The sequence below is a fragment of the Panacibacter ginsenosidivorans genome, from assembly GCF_007971225.1.
Lineage (GTDB): Bacteria > Bacteroidota > Bacteroidia > Chitinophagales > Chitinophagaceae > Panacibacter > Panacibacter ginsenosidivorans.
The window spans coordinates 4532945-4551861 of record NZ_CP042435.1 but is presented as its reverse complement, the minus strand read 5'-3'; the positions used below and the strand labels follow the sequence as shown (position 1 = coordinate 4551861).

At 34.7% G+C, this 18917-nt stretch carries 11 protein-coding genes and 1 CRISPR repeat array (1 of these 12 cut by a window edge); of the genes, 2 read left to right on the top strand and 9 right to left on the bottom strand.

The window, feature by feature from the left end:
• Window positions 1-7931: a CRISPR direct-repeat array (repeat unit 30 nt; unit sequence ATTTCAATTCCTCAATGATACGATTACAAG); it reaches 451 nt to the left of the window's first position.
• A 207-nt stretch (window positions 7932-8138) separates the two neighbouring features.
• The 8 genes from cas2 to cas6 form a co-directional block, all read right to left on the bottom strand.
• Window positions 8139-8402 (bottom strand): CRISPR-associated endonuclease Cas2, encoded by a 264-nt coding sequence (gene cas2, locus FRZ67_RS19175; RefSeq protein ID WP_147192203.1) that lies wholly within the window; start codon window positions 8400-8402, stop codon window positions 8139-8141.
• Window positions 8403-8541: 139 nt separating this feature from the next.
• A complete protein-coding gene (gene cas1b / locus FRZ67_RS19170) occupies window positions 8542-9546 on the bottom strand; it encodes a type I-B CRISPR-associated endonuclease Cas1b (protein ID WP_147192202.1) in 1005 nt (334 codons plus the stop codon).
• Between the two features lie 209 nt (window positions 9547-9755).
• Entirely contained in the window at window positions 9756-10259 is a 504-nt protein-coding gene (gene cas4 / locus FRZ67_RS19165) for a CRISPR-associated protein Cas4 (protein WP_147192201.1), read from the bottom strand.
• Window positions 10260-10261: 2 nt separating this feature from the next.
• Entirely contained in the window at window positions 10262-12574 is a 2313-nt protein-coding gene (gene cas3 / locus FRZ67_RS19160; protein WP_147192200.1) for a CRISPR-associated helicase Cas3', read from the bottom strand.
• Window positions 12574-13245 (bottom strand): type I-B CRISPR-associated protein Cas5b, encoded by a 672-nt coding sequence (gene cas5b / locus FRZ67_RS19155; protein ID WP_147192199.1) that lies wholly within the window; start codon window positions 13243-13245, stop codon window positions 12574-12576. The genes cas3 and cas5b overlap by 1 nt, the downstream gene beginning before the upstream one ends.
• 3 nt (window positions 13246-13248) lie before the next feature.
• A complete protein-coding gene (cas7i, locus tag FRZ67_RS19150; RefSeq protein WP_147192198.1) occupies window positions 13249-14337 on the bottom strand; it encodes a type I-B CRISPR-associated protein Cas7/Cst2/DevR in 1089 nt (362 codons plus the stop codon).
• Between the two features lie 18 nt (window positions 14338-14355).
• The gene (locus FRZ67_RS19145) at window positions 14356-15762 is read right to left on the bottom strand and encodes a type I-B CRISPR-associated protein Cas8b1/Cst1 (protein WP_147192197.1); all 1407 of its coding nucleotides are present in this window, start codon (window positions 15760-15762) and stop codon (window positions 14356-14358) included.
• A 23-nt stretch (window positions 15763-15785) separates the two neighbouring features.
• Complete coding sequence (cas6, locus tag FRZ67_RS19140) at window positions 15786-16589, bottom strand: CRISPR-associated endoribonuclease Cas6 (protein WP_147192196.1); 804 nt, start codon at window positions 16587-16589, stop codon at window positions 15786-15788.
• 421 nt (window positions 16590-17010) lie between these two features.
• On the opposite strand from cas6, the gene FRZ67_RS19135 reads away from it, so the two are divergent.
• Complete coding sequence (locus tag FRZ67_RS19135) at window positions 17011-17871, top strand: HEPN domain-containing protein (protein WP_147192195.1); 861 nt, start codon at window positions 17011-17013, stop codon at window positions 17869-17871.
• A gap of 16 nt (window positions 17872-17887) precedes the next feature.
• Here FRZ67_RS19135 and FRZ67_RS19130 read toward each other — a convergent pair whose 3' ends face one another.
• Window positions 17888-18145 carry a helix-turn-helix domain-containing protein gene (locus FRZ67_RS19130; protein WP_147192194.1) on the bottom strand — a complete coding sequence of 86 codons (258 nt, stop codon included), beginning with the start codon at window positions 18143-18145 and terminating at the stop codon, window positions 17888-17890.
• Between the two features lie 323 nt (window positions 18146-18468).
• Between FRZ67_RS19130 and FRZ67_RS19125 the strand changes: the two genes are divergently transcribed.
• Window positions 18469-18723 carry a hypothetical protein gene (locus FRZ67_RS19125; protein ID WP_147192193.1) on the top strand — a complete coding sequence of 85 codons (255 nt, stop codon included), beginning with the start codon at window positions 18469-18471 and terminating at the stop codon, window positions 18721-18723.
• The last annotated feature ends 194 nt before the right edge of the window (window positions 18724-18917 follow it).

Genomic DNA, 18917 nt, shown 5'->3' with positions numbered 1-18917 from the left:
AACATTTATTTCAATTCCTCAATGATACGATTACAAGAATCAGCTACAGTTATTGCAGCGTGATCGTGAAAAATTTCAATTCCTCAATGATACGATTACAAGTTAATGCACTTGAATTATAGGGCACAATAGTATTATTTAAATTCCTCAATGATACGATTACAAGCGGGACAGCAACGATAAGCGATCCAGCTGTTGAATTTCAATTCCTCAATGATACGATTACAAGGGTTTTCCTCGTAATAATTTAGCTACTTTAACCGAATTTCAATTCCTCAATGATACGATTACAAGCAAAATGGCGCTCACTATTACCAACATGGTTACAAATTTCAATTCCTCAATGATACGATTACAAGCTGCGTCCGTCGTCCATCTGAATTGCTGCAATGATATTTCAATTCCTCAATGATACGATTACAAGTTAATATTTAACAATGAACGCATATAACAAAATAAATTTCAATTCCTCAATGATACGATTACAAGTGACCTTTTCGGATTAATTGATGCAGGATTAGCTATATTTCAATTCCTCAATGATACGATTACAAGATTAGATTACACACCAGATGGCTGGCAGGAATTACATTTCAATTCCTCAATGATACGATTACAAGATTAGATTACACACCAGATGGCTGGCAGGAATTACATTTCAATTCCTCAATGATACGATTACAAGTAATAACATTTCCGCCTTTTTTATCAGTTCCAGTAATTTCAATTCCTCAATGATACGATTACAAGTAGAATTTGTTCCGGAAACTGCAGAACCAAATAAATTTCAATTCCTCAATGATACGATTACAAGTTTATAAATCCAAAGATGGAATATTAAGAAAAATAAATTTCAATTCCTCAATGATACGATTACAAGTTATAATAGCTTAGAGTATTCAGCCTTAACGGGCGTATTTCAATTCCTCAATGATACGATTACAAGTTAGCGGAACATCTTATTTTAATTCGATAACCTATTTCAATTCCTCAATGATACGATTACAAGTTAGCGGAACATCTTATTTTAAATTCGATAACCTATTTCAATTCCTCAATGATACGATTACAAGAAGAAAGCGGGACAGATAGGCAATAAAGCAATAAAATTTCAATTCCTCAATGATACGATTACAAGAAGATGCCACAGCCGGGCAATCCAAACGGTTATAGATTTCAATTCCTCAATGATACGATTACAAGTTACGAACCGCAAACGGGTAATGTTACAGACAGTAATTTCAATTCCTCAATGATACGATTACAAGAAGCATTACACAAATGGTAAATGACATGTTAGCACAATTTCAATTCCTCAATGATACGATTACAAGTTTTGACAGGGTTATAAATATAAAAGCCGGTTATGATATTTCAATTCCTCAATGATACGATTACAAGCATTGCTGTAACGATTTAAAACAAACGGATCATTATTTCAATTCCTCAATGATACGATTACAAGAACATGGGAAGGCAATTATTCAGCCCTGCAGATATATTTCAATTCCTCAATGATACGATTACAAGTTACAGTACATCAGCTTACACAACATTCAAAGTATTATTTCAATTCCCCAATGATACGATTACAAGCTTTGAAAAAGACACAACAGATAGTGAAGCTGATAAATTTCAATTCCTCAATGATACGATTACAAGTCTTTACCGTGCCAACTTCGTAATCAATAAAATGTATTTCAATTCTCAATGATACGATTACAAGCGTGCATGCCGATTGCCGATACGTTTACTGAAGCTTATTTCAATTCCTCAATGATACGATTACAAGAACAGGAAGTCTTGCTAAAGTTGGTGGTACAATCATATTTCAATTCCTCAATGATACGATTACAAGAAACCCAGTGATGTTTTGTGTGGAGTTTTCTATTAATTTCAATTCCTCAATGATACGATTACAAGCTTCTTACTGGCGAAGGAAAAATGCTTGTTACTAAATTTCAATTCCTCAATGATACGATTACAAGGTGGGAACGGTAAAAGATGCGTCCGGTAATTATAAATTTCAATTCCTCAATGATACGATTACAAGTTGTTGTTACGTATGCGTTGTAAGGGTCAAGTTCATTTCAATTCCTCAATGATACGATTACAAGGAAATGCAGCTTCGAATTTTATCCAATTTTATTAATTTCAATTCCTCAATGATACGATTACAAGACTCTTTACCGCATTGTTGTAACAGGGGAAGGGGAATTTCAATTCCTCAATGATACGATTACAAGATATATTTTGTGTAATACATTGTATTACTTATCTTATTTCAATTCCTCAATGATACGATTACAAGAACAGGAAGTCTTGCTAAAGTTGGTGGTACAATCATATTTCAATTCCTCAATGATACGATTACAAGCTCACCTGTGGTTACATCTGTTAATGGATATGTTATTTCAATTCCTCAATGATACGATTACAAGAAAAATTACACAAGGGCAGGCAGCCGGCAAAGCCAATTTCAATTCCTCAATGATACGATTACAAGGTTTATTAAAAACAGAAATACAATTATTTTTTTCAATTTCAATTCCTCAATGATACGATTACAAGTAATTTAATGAAGTAAAGTACACATGGATTTAAATATTTCAATTCCTCAATGATACGATTACAAGTACTAAAATCCAACCCTCATCGCCTGCTGTAAGATTATTTCAATTCCTCAATGATACGATTACAAGTTCCATTGTCGAAGTCCACTTCGATAGTGATTCTATTTCAATTCCTCAATGATACGATTACAAGTTCACATCAACGCCGTTTGGCATGGTAGAATCCAATTTCAATTCCTCAATGATACGATTACAAGAAAACTACCCTGGAGAATATCTTATTGGTTCTATGAATTTCAATTCCTCAATGATACGATTACAAGTTAGTTTCCAGGTAAATGTTCCTTCGTCCAAATACTATTTCAATTCCTCAATGATACGATTACAAGTGATATTAAGATGGAATCGTGAAACAGGAATTCAATTTCAATTCCTCAATGATACGATTACAAGGAGAAATTTAAAACGCTCTACGAGCAATATTTTTATTTCAATTCCTCAATGATACGATTACAAGTATAAGTTCTTCCTGTGGAGGATATCCGGAAATGAATTTCAATTCCTCAATGATACGATTACAAGCAGAACGGTGCACATTATTATCAGCACGGCTACAAATTTCAATTCCTCAATGATACGATTACAAGCGGACAATCCAACAGAAGATGATATTTTAAAGTTATTTCAATTCCTCAATGATACGATTACAAGAGGGTACAATAGATGGCCTTGAATGGGTAAATATATTTCAATTCCTCAATGATACGATTACAAGGGTAAGTTCCCTTTCTGTTTTTACCAAATTAGGAAAATTTCAATTCCTCAATGATACGATTACAAGTCAGAATTTACATGGAAGGTAGATTCTATCATGAAATTTCAATTCCTCAATGATACGATTACAAGCTGCTTTGCATTAGAGCGCATGCTGCAATATGTTTTATTTCAATTCCTCAATGATACGATTACAAGAAATGCGTTTCAATCCTGGCAATGATAATCAGTTATATTTCAATTCCTCAATGATACGATTACAAGAAATAAGAGATTTCAATATTAACGACTGCAACACTATTTCAATTCCTCAATGATACGATTACAAGAACATCGCCCTGCAGCTTTGCACCAAATTCTATTGTATTTCAATTCCTCAATGATACGATTACAAGAGTGCAACTGATAGTGCTGCAGGTAGAATTGTTGCATTTCAATTCCTCAATGATACGATTACAAGACCTTATTCCATTGGTAGGTTATAGAGTTTAATTTTATTTCAATTCCTCAATGATAAGATTACAAGTGTAAATGTTGCAGCTAAACAGCTATCCGCAAGGAAATTTCAATTCCTCAATGATACGATTACAAGTCATTACACAGTTAAAAGCTGAGGGGCATGATATATATTTCAATTCCTCAATGATACGATTACAAGACAATGGCTATGTGGCAGGATGATAGTGCAGCAAAATTTCAATTCCTCAATGATACGATTACAAGTAGTAGAAGTTCGTGCTGCGATGCGTTTTTTAAAATTTCAATTCCTCAATGATACGATTACAAGAATGGAAAGCAGACGGCGACTTGTATAAAATTGTATTTCAATTCCTCAATGATACGATTACAAGGCTAATAGAGCTACGTTATCAACGCTTCCTTAACGGATTTCAATTCCTCAATGATACGATTACAAGACTAGTATGCCAGCAAGCAAACAGCCAATGCATGGATATTTCAATTCCTCAATGATACGATTACAAGACTGATGCTTCGGATGAAACAATTGAATTACTTTTACTATTTCAATTCCTCAATGATACGATTACAAGTCGGACAGCACAGGTTTAAAGCCCCAGATAGATTTATTTCAATTCCTCAATGATACGATTACAAGCAAGCTGCGACGCTGTAAATAATTCAGTTGCCAATCTTATTTCAATTCCTCAATGATACGATTACAAGATGGCTTTTTGCTGGAAAGAAAACGGCATACCAAAATTTCAATTCCTCAATGATACGATTACAAGTATCAATTGCAGGCTTATCAATTGGGTTATAAATATATTTCAATTCCTCAATGATACGATTACAAGCGGCATCCTTCCATATAGGATCTATAGAGGGAAGTTTATTTCAATTCCTCAATGATACGATTACAAGTTTTGTTGTAAAGGATTGTCTTAGTGGATAAATTAAATTTCAATTCCTCAATGATACGATTACAAGCCAAAATAATAACTGTATTTCATCCATCTAAAAAATTTCAATTCCTCAATGATACGATTACAAGATTTCTGTTAATAACACATGGTAGTAATGTTTCTTTATTTCAATTCCTCAATGATACGATTACAAGATTTGACTTCTCGAAAGATAACCGGCAGGAATTATATTTCAATTCCTCAATGATACGATTACAAGCTACTGCTGTTTTGGCTACACCTTCTTTGAAGTTAATTTCAATTCCTCAATGATACGATTACAAGCATAACTTCCACCAATACGGTTATTGTATATAGCGAAATTTCAATTCCTCAATGATACGATTACAAGAAGAACAATGATCATTTCGAATTCACATAAATAAATTTCAATTCCTCAATGATACGATTACAAGTTAACAGGCCTTTCAAACCCATCCGCATCAATAAAATTTCAATTCCTCAATGATACGATTACAAGCAAAAGTATCGTACCAAAAATTGTTACTGCCTACTAATTTCAATTCCTCAATGATACGATTACAAGTAATACAAGAGATTGAGCAGCTTTTTGCAATGATATTTCAATTCCTCAATGATACGATTACAAGTGGCAGGACCGAAAAAGAGACTGGAACAGTTTATTATTTCAATTCCTCAATGATACGATTACAAGACAAAAACCGCTGCAAATAAAGTATTCCCGATCAAATTTCAATTCCTCAATGATACGATTACAAGAGGCAGCGGCGGAGTAATCCGCGCTCCTCTTTATTAATTTCAATTCCTCAATGATACGATTACAAGAATACTTCCAAAGTTTAATGGCGTTGATAAAGGACTATTTCAATTCCTCAATGATACGATTACAAGCCGGTAGTAAGAACAATTACATCTATTCTATCAAAATTTCAATTCCTCAATGATACGATTACAAGACATCGTTTTGTAACAGATGCGAATAAAGCAATTTGATTTCAATTCCTCAATGATACGATTACAAGAAATTGATTAAGCGTTTCATTTTTGTTGTTTATTTATTTCAATTCCTCAATGATACGATTACAAGTGGGATGGCGATGGCACACAGGCATTTGCATTAAAATTTCAATTCCTCAATGATACGATTACAAGTACCTCCTGAATACGTTTACCAATTTCAATTCTATATTTCAATTCCTCAATGATACGATTACAAGTGGCAAGGGTAATAAACTGTTTGCGCAAATAAACTGATTTCAATTCCTCAATGATACGATTACAAGGAATTTACTCAATCGGCTGGGCACGTTGCTTATTTATTTCAATTCCTCAATGATACGATTACAAGTTACGACCTGAAAACAAAGCAATGTGATTATTTTATATTTCAATTCCTCAATGATACGATTACAAGTTAGCCTTTTCGCCTTCGGGACTTTTGGGCTAATTTTATTTCAATTCCTCAATGATACGATTACAAGGGCAAGTTTCTTTTACCAGGCCGAGCAGCGTTATTTATTTCAATTCCTCAATGATACGATTACAAGTCTTTAGGCATCAATGATCTGCTAAGTCAATCAAATTTCAATTCCTCAATGATACGATTACAAGTTGCTGTTGGTTGTTATATCCACAAAGCATTTAAATTTCAATTCCTCAATGATACGATTACAAGGCCATGTTCAAATGCAGTTTGTGAAACTGTTTCAAATTTCAATTCCTCAATGATACGATTACAAGTTGCGATCAAGAAATGCGGTACTCCAGGGAAATCTATTTCAATTCCTCAATGATACGATTACAAGACCTGTTACATCGGCGATATTTATTATTACAGAACAATTTCAATTCCTCAATGATACGATTACAAGGCATTGTTCACGCTTTCTATTTCTGTCTTAGTTAAATTTCAATTCCTCAATGATACGATTACAAGACGCTTACAAGTATTGGTTATAGAACAGGAACAAGATTTCAATTCCTCAATGATACGATTACAAGTTTTAAAACTTCAAAAGCCGAAATATCTTTTTTCAAATTTCAATTCCTCAATGATACGATTACAAGTTATGGGCATTAAAGCAATGGGTTATCTTTTCTAATTTCAATTCCTCAATGATACGATTACAAGAGCTGTATTAGCTGTGTCGATAGCGAAATATTTATATTTCAATTCCTCAATGATACGATTACAAGTTTACAGCCATGCCATCACTCGAAAATCAATACTAATTTCAATTCCTCAATGATACGATTACAAGTCTATGGCCTGTGAGGTTATAATATTGAATAGCAAAATTTCAATTCCTCAATGATACGATTACAAGTACACCATCTTTATCAAAGTCATAGTTTAAATCCCAATTTCAATTCCTCAATGATACGATTACAAGTGGGCGCCCCTCCACGCAAAAGTTTTTTTAGAATAAAATTTCAATTCCTCAATGATACGATTACAAGTATAGTTACATTAGTGCCTGCCTGTATAAAGCCAAATTTCAATTCCTCAATGATACGATTACAAGATTAAACTTCCATATCTGTCTTACACCTGTTGCCTGATTTCAATTCCTCAATGATACGATTACAAGTACTGAATGTATAAACAGATTGATTAAAGAACTTAAATTTCAATTCCTCAATGATACGATTACAAGTCTTTGTGCTGTTCGTCTGTATAATTCCTATCTTTATTTCAATTCCTCAATGATACGATTACAAGTACGTCCCCCACGATTTTTGCCATGCTTTAATTAAATTTCAATTCCTCAATGATACGATTACAAGTGGAATTGCTGGGTGGCAATCCAATAGACAAAAAATTTCAATTCCTCAATGATACGATTACAAGCATATCCTTCATTTCCGGTAACTCTTCGCTCATACATTTCAATTCCTCAATGATACGATTACAAGTTCATCTGCTTATAAAACTGCATGGTTTAATCTACAATTTCAATTCCTCAATGATACGATTACAAGCCAGTTGTCGTTCTTTCCTATCATTCTGTTCTTTTATTTCAATTCCTCAATGATACGATTACAAGCTGCGTCCGTCGTCCATCTGAATTGCTGTAATGATATTTCAATTCCTCAATGATACGATTACAAGCCAAACCTTTGCCAATGGCCATACGCACTTTGCTTTATTTCAATTCCTCAATGATACGATTACAAGCCGTTTACAACGGCTGCTGAAAACCAGTATTTACAGGCATTTCAGCAATTAAAATTACAGTAATTTCTGCTTTTTGTTAGTCAACCCGCAATAATAAAATTTGCGCCTTTGTTCGACAATGCCCTGAAAACCTTTATAGCAGGGCTATTCGTTTAATAAACTGTTCATCCATCATGTTTTTTCCTGTTATAAAACACTGGCCGACGACTATAATATATTATCCAGCTCATTTTTTTCTTTTCCAATCACCATTTTCTCCAGCCACTTTGCCTGCCTGCTTTTAAATACAATCAAACTATCCGCCTCTTTATCCATTATCTTTCTTGCTTCGTGTATCAGTTCCTTTAGCTTTACATCTGTTATCTCTCCTTCAAATACACTGTTCTGAATCCAGTTCAAATACCGGCGGCATAACTTCAGCATTTTAGCTACCCGCTTTTCTTCTATATCATATACAAGAATTACATACATACACTGTCATTGCATAATAACTGTACAACAGATGAACGGATTGCGACGCAAGGAACGATTCCATAAAAAGCTGCAGCCGGTACCATAAAATTTTGCTTGCTATCCCTTACTCATTATTCACCATTCAGCACTCACCCCCTCACCACCATGCTCTAAATGGCTTATATTCTTCTATACCCAAAATATGTTTACTCAGCTTATAACATTCAAGCTTTACCAAATGCTTATAGCTTACACTTCTGCCAAGCGAACGGTGCTTGATGGTTTCATTTAATTTTTCATCCCATGCTTTTACCACTGTTTTACGCCCACTATCTTTCAGCAGGCAACTGTTTAGCCTGTTATCAAAATCGGTTTGCTGAACCTGCTTTCTATTCAGCAGCGAAAAGATCAGCCTGTCTGCAAGCAGCGGTTTGAATATCTCAGCAATATCAAGCGCAAGTGAGTAGCGGCGCTCACCGGGCTGATGCAAAAAACTGATCGTTGGATTAAGCTGTGTATGATAGATCATATCCAGGCTAAGCGTATAACACATACTGTTTACAAAAGAAACCATTGCATTTACTTCATTACCCGGTGGCTGTTTACTGCGGTTGCCCATTTCAAAATCGTTGATGATAACATTAAACGCTGCATAATAACTCATGCGTATATTGCCTTCTATACCCATTAAAGTTTCTATATCCTCGGCAAACGGTATTCGCAACATCAATGCTTCAATACGTTCTATCTGTGTAAGCGTGTCCTTATCACGGTTGTTATAATAGCGCAGGTTTTTCAGCATATTAAAAGCAGCTCCATCCACCAGTTTCTGCGCTATCTGTTTGCGCTTCTTTTTGTTTGAATAAGCTTCGCTCTGTGCAATCAGCATCTTTCCGGCAAGCAAATAATCCTTTGGCATAAACGAACCGGTATAGTGTTCGTAGTAATCAAAAAAATGCACACTCACCTGTTCCTTTCCCAAAAAATTATACATGGCGCTGTTGGCATCCAGGCTGCCGAAAGTGTAAAGGTTGTCCACGCTTTCTATGGGAATATATTTAGGCGTGCCTTCATTGCCATCTTCGTCAAGCGGGGTAAACTTAAGTGTATTGTCTTTCCTGCTTAAACGACCGGGATTGAACAGGTAATATGATTTACGCATTGTCTGAACAGAGATTTTAAATGATTAGGCGGATTGAATGGAAATGCATTTTTGATTTTTTTATGAGCCAACCCAAAGAATCAATATTAAACTTTTCTTGCGTCGCACGCTTCATCGCTAACGTCATTGCGAAGCTTTAAAAGCCTTGTGCATAGCAAAGCTGTGGCAATCTCATAATTAAAACCATTGACATTTCACCACTCACCACCTCATTCCTCAATCCAGCAGAAATCAAAATAAGAACAGGTTTTGCAAAACTTCTTTTCTATACGTGGGGGACAAACATCTGCACTTACCAATGCTTCTATTTGTTGTACAATTTGCTGCAGGTATGTTTTATCTTCTGCAGATAATTTCACCTGCTTTGTTTCCCGCAGTTTGGGATATTCGATAATGCCTTTCACGCCTTCAACACCATTTTGCTCCAGCAGCCATATATAATATTTTACCTGCCACTCATGTGCCGATTCAAAGCTGTCACTTTTTTTTATTTCGTGGATCACTTTGTTCTTTGCATCATAAAAATCAATCTTACTGCCGCCAATCTCTATTTCACTGTATTTCTCTGAACGTTGCGGATAAGCTGTTTCATGCAGCAGTTTGCCATCTGCTACTGTTTCGGAAGTCTGCTCCATTCTTACACCATTAGCATGCAACCACATTTCGCGTTTGCATACATGATATAGATTTATGAGAGTGGCGGTGATGGTCATGGCTAAATGATTTCTGTGTTTTGCCAGACTTCTTCTTTGTCTGTCAAAAGTCCTAATTCGGAATCATAAGCTTTATTAGTGATGAAATAAGGGACATTGTAAATCTTCTTTCCCCTATCAAAGGCATAGATGTCCTTTTTGATATTTTGACCTTTCAACCACGACATAAATCGTCCTTTCCTTATTTGCACTTTTAGGCTTTCTGCTGTAATAAAATCAAACCCGTTTAAATGGCCTTCAAAATCTGACTTTTTAGATTGTGGTAGAATTTTGATTCCGTCAAACTGACTATAAAAGTCTTCCTCTGTATGCTTATTCTTAAACATAGGCGAAAGGATTTGAAGAGCATCTTTTAGATATTGATACTTATCCTCGAATTCTTTTCTGTCATTTTCATCCCAATCGCAATAAACGAAATCAATTGCACTTTGCAATAATGCTTCATCAATTATCCCTTGATGCTCCTTAATGATGTTCTCAAATGCTTTTAATGTTTTTGCAACAGTTTCTGGATTATAGATATATTTATCTTCTTTATTGCTGTCTTTAAAAATTATACAATCACAAATCCCTTTTTCACGTTTTCTGTTTACCCGACCGAATCTTTGAATAAGTGCATCTATTGGTGCCGGCTCAGAAAATATCATATCATAATCGATGTCAAGGCTTACTTCAATGGCTTGTGTACCTACCAAAAGTTTTACATGATCCTTCATTAAGTCTCTCTCCTTTCTGCTTCTATCCATACCGGTAAATGAGCCATGTAGTAAAATTTCTTCATTTTCATTCAAGCTATTTTTTAATTGTAGGAAAATATTTTGGGCGGATTTTACTGTATTACAAACCACCAACACCTTTTTCCCATCCTTTAGTTTTTTTTGTATGTCATTGATATAGCCACCTAATAGGCCATCTTTTAGTATTATCCTATGCCGCTTAAAACTTTCATACAGTTCATGATTCGCTTTAACTATGCTAAACTTGCCTAGGCTTTCTTCCAATTCTGCCTGCAGAAAGCGAGGCATTGTAGCAGTCATAATCATGACTTTGGCTTGCAAATGCTTTGTGGCGAATTCTAATAAAACTTTTATTTGTGCAAAAACATCAGGACTGTAGGCATGGATTTCATCAAAAATCAAATAGCAACCCGCCATTTCAAAAATCCCTTGTTCATATCCCTTTAAGCCAAACAAATGCTTTAGTAACTGAAAGGGTGTAGCTACCTTTACTGGAGTAATAATACTTTTGTACTTTTCCTTAATCTCTTTAATGCTATCCTTCTTCACATTGATATCATATTGCAAATCTTCAAAGTAATTGTTTAGATAGTCACTTAGTTTCCCATGTAGCATTCCTACCTTACCTTTTTCTGCTCCAATAGCTTTATTCAGACGCTCATACATAGCATTAATAGAGGCAGTAAAAGGAAGAATATAGAAGGCCCGCCCTTGACCTGTGTTTATCATTTGGTTTTTCAACCATAAAAAAGCACTTTCTGTTTTTCCTGAACCGGTTGGTGCATTTAATATTAAATGACCATTAACTTTTGCTGATGATTTTTGATGTTCATAAAAATCTAAGTATTTAGCTCTTAATTCATTTTGCTGTCTCTTTAAGAAATCAAAATCCCGATTTTCTAATTGATATATTTCATTAACTAATGCAGACCCAAGATGGTCACACCATTTTAAGCCACCGAAGAGCATCATTAATTTGAAATAACCCTCGTTTGATTGGTAATAGGGTTTTTGATTGTATCCATGAATCAATCCATAAATTGGTTTTGGATGAATTGTTGTAATTGTAACGGGATAATCCTTAAGCAGATTTAGAACTCCAAGGATATTTACATTTTTGCTGAATGCAGTTTCAAAATCTTCCTGTTCTTCATCCAAACCTTCCAATGACCCAAACGTGTCGTTATTATTATAAGCATTGAGAAAAGAACGTAGGGTTTCAAAATCTTTGTGGTGACCTGCAACAACAAGGCGCGCTATTTTCGATGTTTCTTTATCAATATTTGATAAGGCCTCGATAAAGGGTAGAGAAAATAATTCGTGCCTTTGTGATTTCCAATTATCGGGTTTCCCATCTAATACATTTTGAAACTCCAGATGTGCTTTTCCTAAATCGTGGCAGATGATGCAAATTTTTAAAACTTCCCAATATGCATCACCCATTCCCGTAAGTGACGCAACCCTTGGAAATGAGCGCCTCAGGAAATCCAATATCAATAAGCAGTCATCAATATGTTCTTTTAATGTACGTGCCTTGATATTTTGTTTTACATCTTTTGATTTAGCAAGTAAGGTCATTAATTTTCAAAACTAAGTTGATGAAAGAAAATATCGACTTCTTTTCCATTCGGCAGAATGTCACGATATGCAGTTACACTCGTTCCAAAGGTTTTTACTTTATGGCTAATGATAGAGAACGGCTCTGTTCCAATGTTTTTCCTTGGAAAATCATTGGTAAAGTATTGAGGTAAAGCTTGGATTTGTCCAGGTAAATGAAACTTGAACGGGATTACCTGCCCGCGAATTTCTGTTGCAAATTCAATCTTATCCAAAATTTCTCTTTGAGAAATATTCGTTACGGTCGCCAAGTCATTCATCCTTCCTAATAATATTGGGAAGTATGGTTGGGATAAATAATCAACTATATTTTTATCTGTAGTGTAAATACGTAAAAAATTATTGAATAAAAATTTCCGGTTTATAACATTGGATTTGGCATTATTGGTTGGCTTGCCGTATTTACTACTGATTTGATAAATGGTTTCCAGATCTTCCCCTTCCATTTCATACTCAAAATAGTAACCTAATTCCAGATTCTTATGCTCAAGGTAAAAACCTGCAGCAGCATTGATTAATCCAAGTATTGTGCTGATTGGCGGCACCTCCAGCGTTGGTTGCACACCGCTTATCAGATTGGGATAACGGAAGCTTGCAGTCCAACTTGTTATATCAATTTTATATACCTCCATACTTTACGAAATTTGGTTTTTAACTTGTTCGCAATATTGGTCAATCGCTTGATTAATACTCAGTATCTTTACATTAGGAAACTCAATTTCTAATGTTTTTAGTTCTTCGTTATACTCATCCATAAAGCCATTGCGCTTACCAATAAAGATGATGCCTTTAAACTGCTCTTTATAATCGCTTAATACTTCTTTAAGGCCTTCAATGTTCAGGACTGCTTTTTCACTTTTCACACCATCATTTTTAACAATGTGTGAAAATGGATGATTTCCTGAATTCATAGTAGCCAATACTATAAATTTCGGGGTAACATCTGCCATGTTGTTGGTTTGCATAGCGCCACCGGAAATTGTCTTTAAGGCAGCGATTGTATCAACAACTCTGTTAGTGCGAATATCTTTGGAAATTTGTATCAATTTCTGGGGTTCACCATTTTTTGTTTTTACAAAGGGATCTTCAATTTCAGTTGCGCCATTTTCCATAGCCCCAGCCTTGAACTTTTCCGTTAAATTTTTATATCCTGTTTTATTATAAGTAGCAAAAGTCCCTATTTGAAATAGATCAATAGAAAACATTCCTTTCATTATGGCAGAATATTCTTCTTTACTATATGGAACACTGTCTCCTTCCTGGCGAGCCATACTTGACCAGTTTTCAACAGTTCCTACCGAAGCAACTGAGATGATGGCAGAATTTTTCAGAGGCGATACCCGGGTAACAGTAACATCTTCTTTTGCCTCTTTCCCTTTTTTATCTAATATTGGATTTCCATCATCATCCCGCTTTACATCTTTCGCTGCTTTCATGTATCCAAATACATCATCATCGGCGTATACAATTGGGTTGGCTTCGGTAAAAGCAATTTTACTATCACGTGTAATTGGTGATAATGCCCATCCGTGATTTGCTTTTAATGCCTCTCGCCACCAGTAACGCCAGGCTTGTCCTGAAACATAAGTATATGCACGTCCGTTTTTATAAATTTTCTTTGTAGCCACTGCATTGTCAAAATTGCTCGTAGTACTTTTGCCTGCATTATTAAGCGCAACAACATCTACGTCTAAAAGGACAAAGCCTTGAGTTTTTAAATTCATGATTTTTATGTTTGATTTTTAAATTTCTGATTCATTTTCGATTAGTTCTACTTCTATCTTTTTATTAGTTTCATGTAATTTCTGATAAATAGCAATAAGTAGTAAGTCCCTTATTTCATTCCAATATGTTCCATCAGGAAACAAATATTCTACGTATTCATCTATGGAAAATAAAGGCTCGTCATTTCCATCTTTATAATTCTTATCTGCTAATTTGAGTAGAAAGTAACGAAGACCATTACTGCTTTTTGACCCATTCAGTCGGGTCATTGACTTTTTAATTTCATCATCACTTCGATCATTGACAATAAAATCAGCCAATTCCTTGATTTTGGTTAATGTTCTTTTATCCATGTTTTGAATGTTTATTTGATATTGTTCGATTATTTTGAAATTCAGTATACGTGATTTACTGTGCGCAAGGAAAGCCTTACGTATAATTTGCCCATTGCCATTTAGCAAAGCTTCAAAAACACTATTTCTCCAAACTTTGAAGGTGGAATAATCAACTTCTTCTTTGTTATTGAACCAACTTTTGGATACGTCATCAAATTGAGCATTTTTAAATTTTGAATTGCTATATTGTCTGAAAATGAAACTTTGCCACTCTTTTTTATGCTCCCTTATGCAATATGCATAAAAAGCAAAAACAGAAGCAGGCAAAGTAATTAGGTTAATTGTCGGACTTGCTCCAAAGTTGGTAAAATGGAATAGGTTTAATGTTGTTCCTTGTGTTTTGCTTCTTCCAGTGTCTTCATCAAATGTGACTGTTTTTACATTTTCTATACATTGGTTTGCGTATTCAAATAAAGCATTGGCAGGATTAGAAAATTCTGAACGTTGAATGGATTTTGATATCCCGCTTGCAATATCTCTAAAGTTATTATCTACATTTCTTTGAACAAAATGACGGGTTATACCTTCGTTGTTACTTGTCAACACTGCAACTTTATCACCTAATTGCTCAACGCCTAGGGGCACAAAGAATATCCTAATCAAAGCTTCTTTGGAAAGCCGGATGCCACTTTCAAAACCATGATGGAAATTAATTAAAGTCGCAGAACCTGACATTATATGATTATCCCTTGTACCTTGAAAAACTTTGCCTTTTTGCCCGGTGATACGACAATATCCATCTTCAGCATCTTTGCCATCAAATAGCCCTTTGTAAAAAGCAATTGTTTTATTTATACCTTTTTGCCCTTTATTAGAATTATGTGTAATGGTTGAATTAAGGAAAAAGCTGTGCAGGTTATTATCCCATTTTTTGACATAAATGTTAGTTACTTCTTCTATTAATTCTAAAATGGATTTATCAGGTTTCTTTTTTTGTAGATATTCAATCACAAATCCTCCAATATCTGCGAATGAGTCGCCAGTTGGATGGGTTAACCAATTTATTTCAAGTTGATTGTTTTCTATCATTATTAGCTTTTTGAATTACAATTTTATATAACTCCCACACACCCCATACCCTGGCTATTATACAACCCTAATCCAGCATCCATTGCCAGTTGCAACATATCTTCCGGTGCAGTTAACTGCAAACGAAATTTTGTATAACCTCTTACACGTGTTTCGTCTGATGTGCCTTGCTTAATAGTAATAAGCCTTTGTTTGGGTGGCTGAGAAAACAACAGCACTTTTATTTCTGTTTGCTCTTTTATTTGCTGGATAGTGTTTTCGTAAGTATCATTTACTGTCTTATATTTTTCCAGCCAGTTATACAAAAGGCAATCGGTAAAATCTGCATCGAGGGGAGAACGGTAATCGTAATACCCTTTTTCATTTTTACGGCCTGCAACCAACGGCGACAAAGGCTGTATTAAAACATTTTTGATTGCAGTAGTTTCAATGTCTGAAACTACGTAGTGTGGCAGACTTTCTATCTGTTGCACTACAAAGGTTGCTTTACTTTTTTTATCTGCTATTTCTAATTGTTGCTGCATAAACAAACCCCGTATAAAATGCTCTGCAGCCTGCGGCATATAAAAGCAGATGGTTACCCGTGCAGTATTACTAAGCATGTGCATTCTGTCACCAATTACTTTAAAGGGTGTGTCGATATCTGAAAAAGTAAACAACTTAAAATTTTTATGACCGAGTCCATAGCCTGTATTGTGCAGAAATGCGGAAAATGCTGTATCAGCCCTTTGAATGATCTTGTAAATAGCTGCTGATAATGGATATTGATAGTTAAGTGTTATGGTCGAATTGCTGTCAGTGGCTTGCAGGGTTAAATAGAAACGCATATTAATAATAAATTAAGCGATTACTAACCTACTCTAAATAAATAACAATTCAAATTTTTATTTTGAGTAAAAAAAGCAGTGTTTAAAACATTAAACGTTTATGGCGTATGTTCTAATCATCTTTGTGCAGCAGGTTGCGTAGCAGCAATCGCACTTTGAAATACATAATAAATAGCTAAAGCAAACGGATACTGCTAATTGATGCACAACACCGGGTGTTTATTGGTTTTTAATTGCGGGCTAGCAATATTATCGTAAACGCATCTTTTTGATAATATTGGTTAAAGTGTATGGTAATTTAAATGCAGGAATATTACACTACCACTGGAAATAAGTCTATCAATGTTATGAGTGAGGTAGAACAAAAAAGAATATTTTAAGTCTGCAAAAGAAAAAACACTATTACCGTATTTTTACACCAATGAAAACCTCATTAGAACATTTACCGAAAACCAAACAAGAGCAAATACTTCAAATAGTAGAAATAATTAAAGAAGTTGCTGTGCCAGAAAAAATCATCTTGTTCGGCAGTTATGCTACAGGTAAATGGGTTGAAGATAATTATATAGAAAAAGGAATTAAGTACGAATACATAAGTGATTATGATTTCTTGGTGGTAACTGAAGATAATGAAGAAAAAGATTATGTTCTAAAAGATATTATAGTTAATCGAAGTCATGATATATCAAAAGTACCTGTGAATCCTATTATCCATTCTATTAGCTACGTCAACGAAGGATTAGAGTTCGGGCAGTATTTTTTTGCTGATATTATTCGTGAAGGAATTATTCTTTATAACACACAAAAGTCGGACTTCTCTAATCCAAAAGAACTAACTCCAACTGAAATGAGAATAGTGGCCCAAAGATATTTTGATCAATGGTTCAAAAGTGGCGAAGAATTTTTTATCGATGCGAACAATGCTTTTAAACGTAATAGTCTTAATCATTCTGCTTTTTATTTGCATCAATCAGCAGAGCGATTTTATAATACCATACTTTTAGTAATTACAGGATATAAACCAAAGACTCATAATCTCGATAAGCTTCGAAGGCATGCAAAAAATTTAAGCGAAGAACTTTTTTTGATCTTTCCTTATCCTACAAATGATCAACATGAAAGTCACTTGTTTGACCTTATAAAAAGAGGATATATCGATGCTCGTTATAAAGAGGACTACGTAATATCAAAAAACGAAGTTTCAATATTAATTTCTAGAATTGATGAAATGCGTAAAACAGTTGGAAGAGTTTGCGCAGAAAAGATTTCATTATTAAAATGAGCTATGAATTTAAAGTTTATTCTTCCTCCTTCCAAAAGGAAATATCAAAATCAAATAATTGTTTAGGTTTTAATTTATATGTGATAGCTATTTCCATTAAGGTGTCAAATCGAAAATCTATTTGCCCCTTTTCAATTTTACTTAATTTACTTTGATCAATATTTGAATTAAATGATAACTGGCGAACACTATTAATTTTAAGATATTCCTCTCTTCTTTTTTTTAAGTACATACCGAACAACTTTCTAATATCTTCTTTCTTCTTTGCGTTCATTCTTTGGTATAAGAAGGGAAGGTGAAAGTATTTTTTAAAAAAAATATGGTCGAATTAGCCCATATCTTGGATATTTATTACTTTCACATAAGATAAGTAATAAAGTCACGTTCGTCTCATTACTGTGGACCTGAGAAATTCAACAAATAATGAGACAAGGCGTAAACCATATTCAACTTTTTAAGTGCGGGCACCTGTTCTTTACTGGCAGATATTTCTCAGATCTCAGTAATGAAAAGGCAGGTCCCGCACTTTACCTGTTTAAAGCATTTATTTCCCGTTACGTTTTTCCTTGCTTATATTTAATTGTCAAAGCTGTCCCTATGAAGGAAGAAAAAAATATTTACGAAATGCTCCTGCAAAAAGGTATCTCGCAACAGGAGCTGCATACATTCATGTATAAGTTCATCATGATGGAGATAGAGGAACGCAGGGCCAAAGAGGCTGCCGCGTCAAAAAACAAATTCCGTATATTCTTCCGTTCCCTCAAAAATGGCAGCCTTTTCAAAAAGCTAAAAGGCAAGGCCCTCTCCTTGTTAAAGACCCAGTACGCCAAAAAACCCAAAAACCCGGTCTAGCACTTTCTTAAAGGTTATTACTTAGGTACGGTCAGTTTCGGGTTATCCTTTCCTTATGCTACAGTCATAGATAAGTCATGGATAAGTCATGGTAAAAGCGCAAAATAAGGCCGCTCTGCTCTTGTATGGCCCAAAGCGTTTGCACTATCTGCTGCCCGTCTGCTCCTGTGGTTAGTAACCGGCTTCCCATTAAA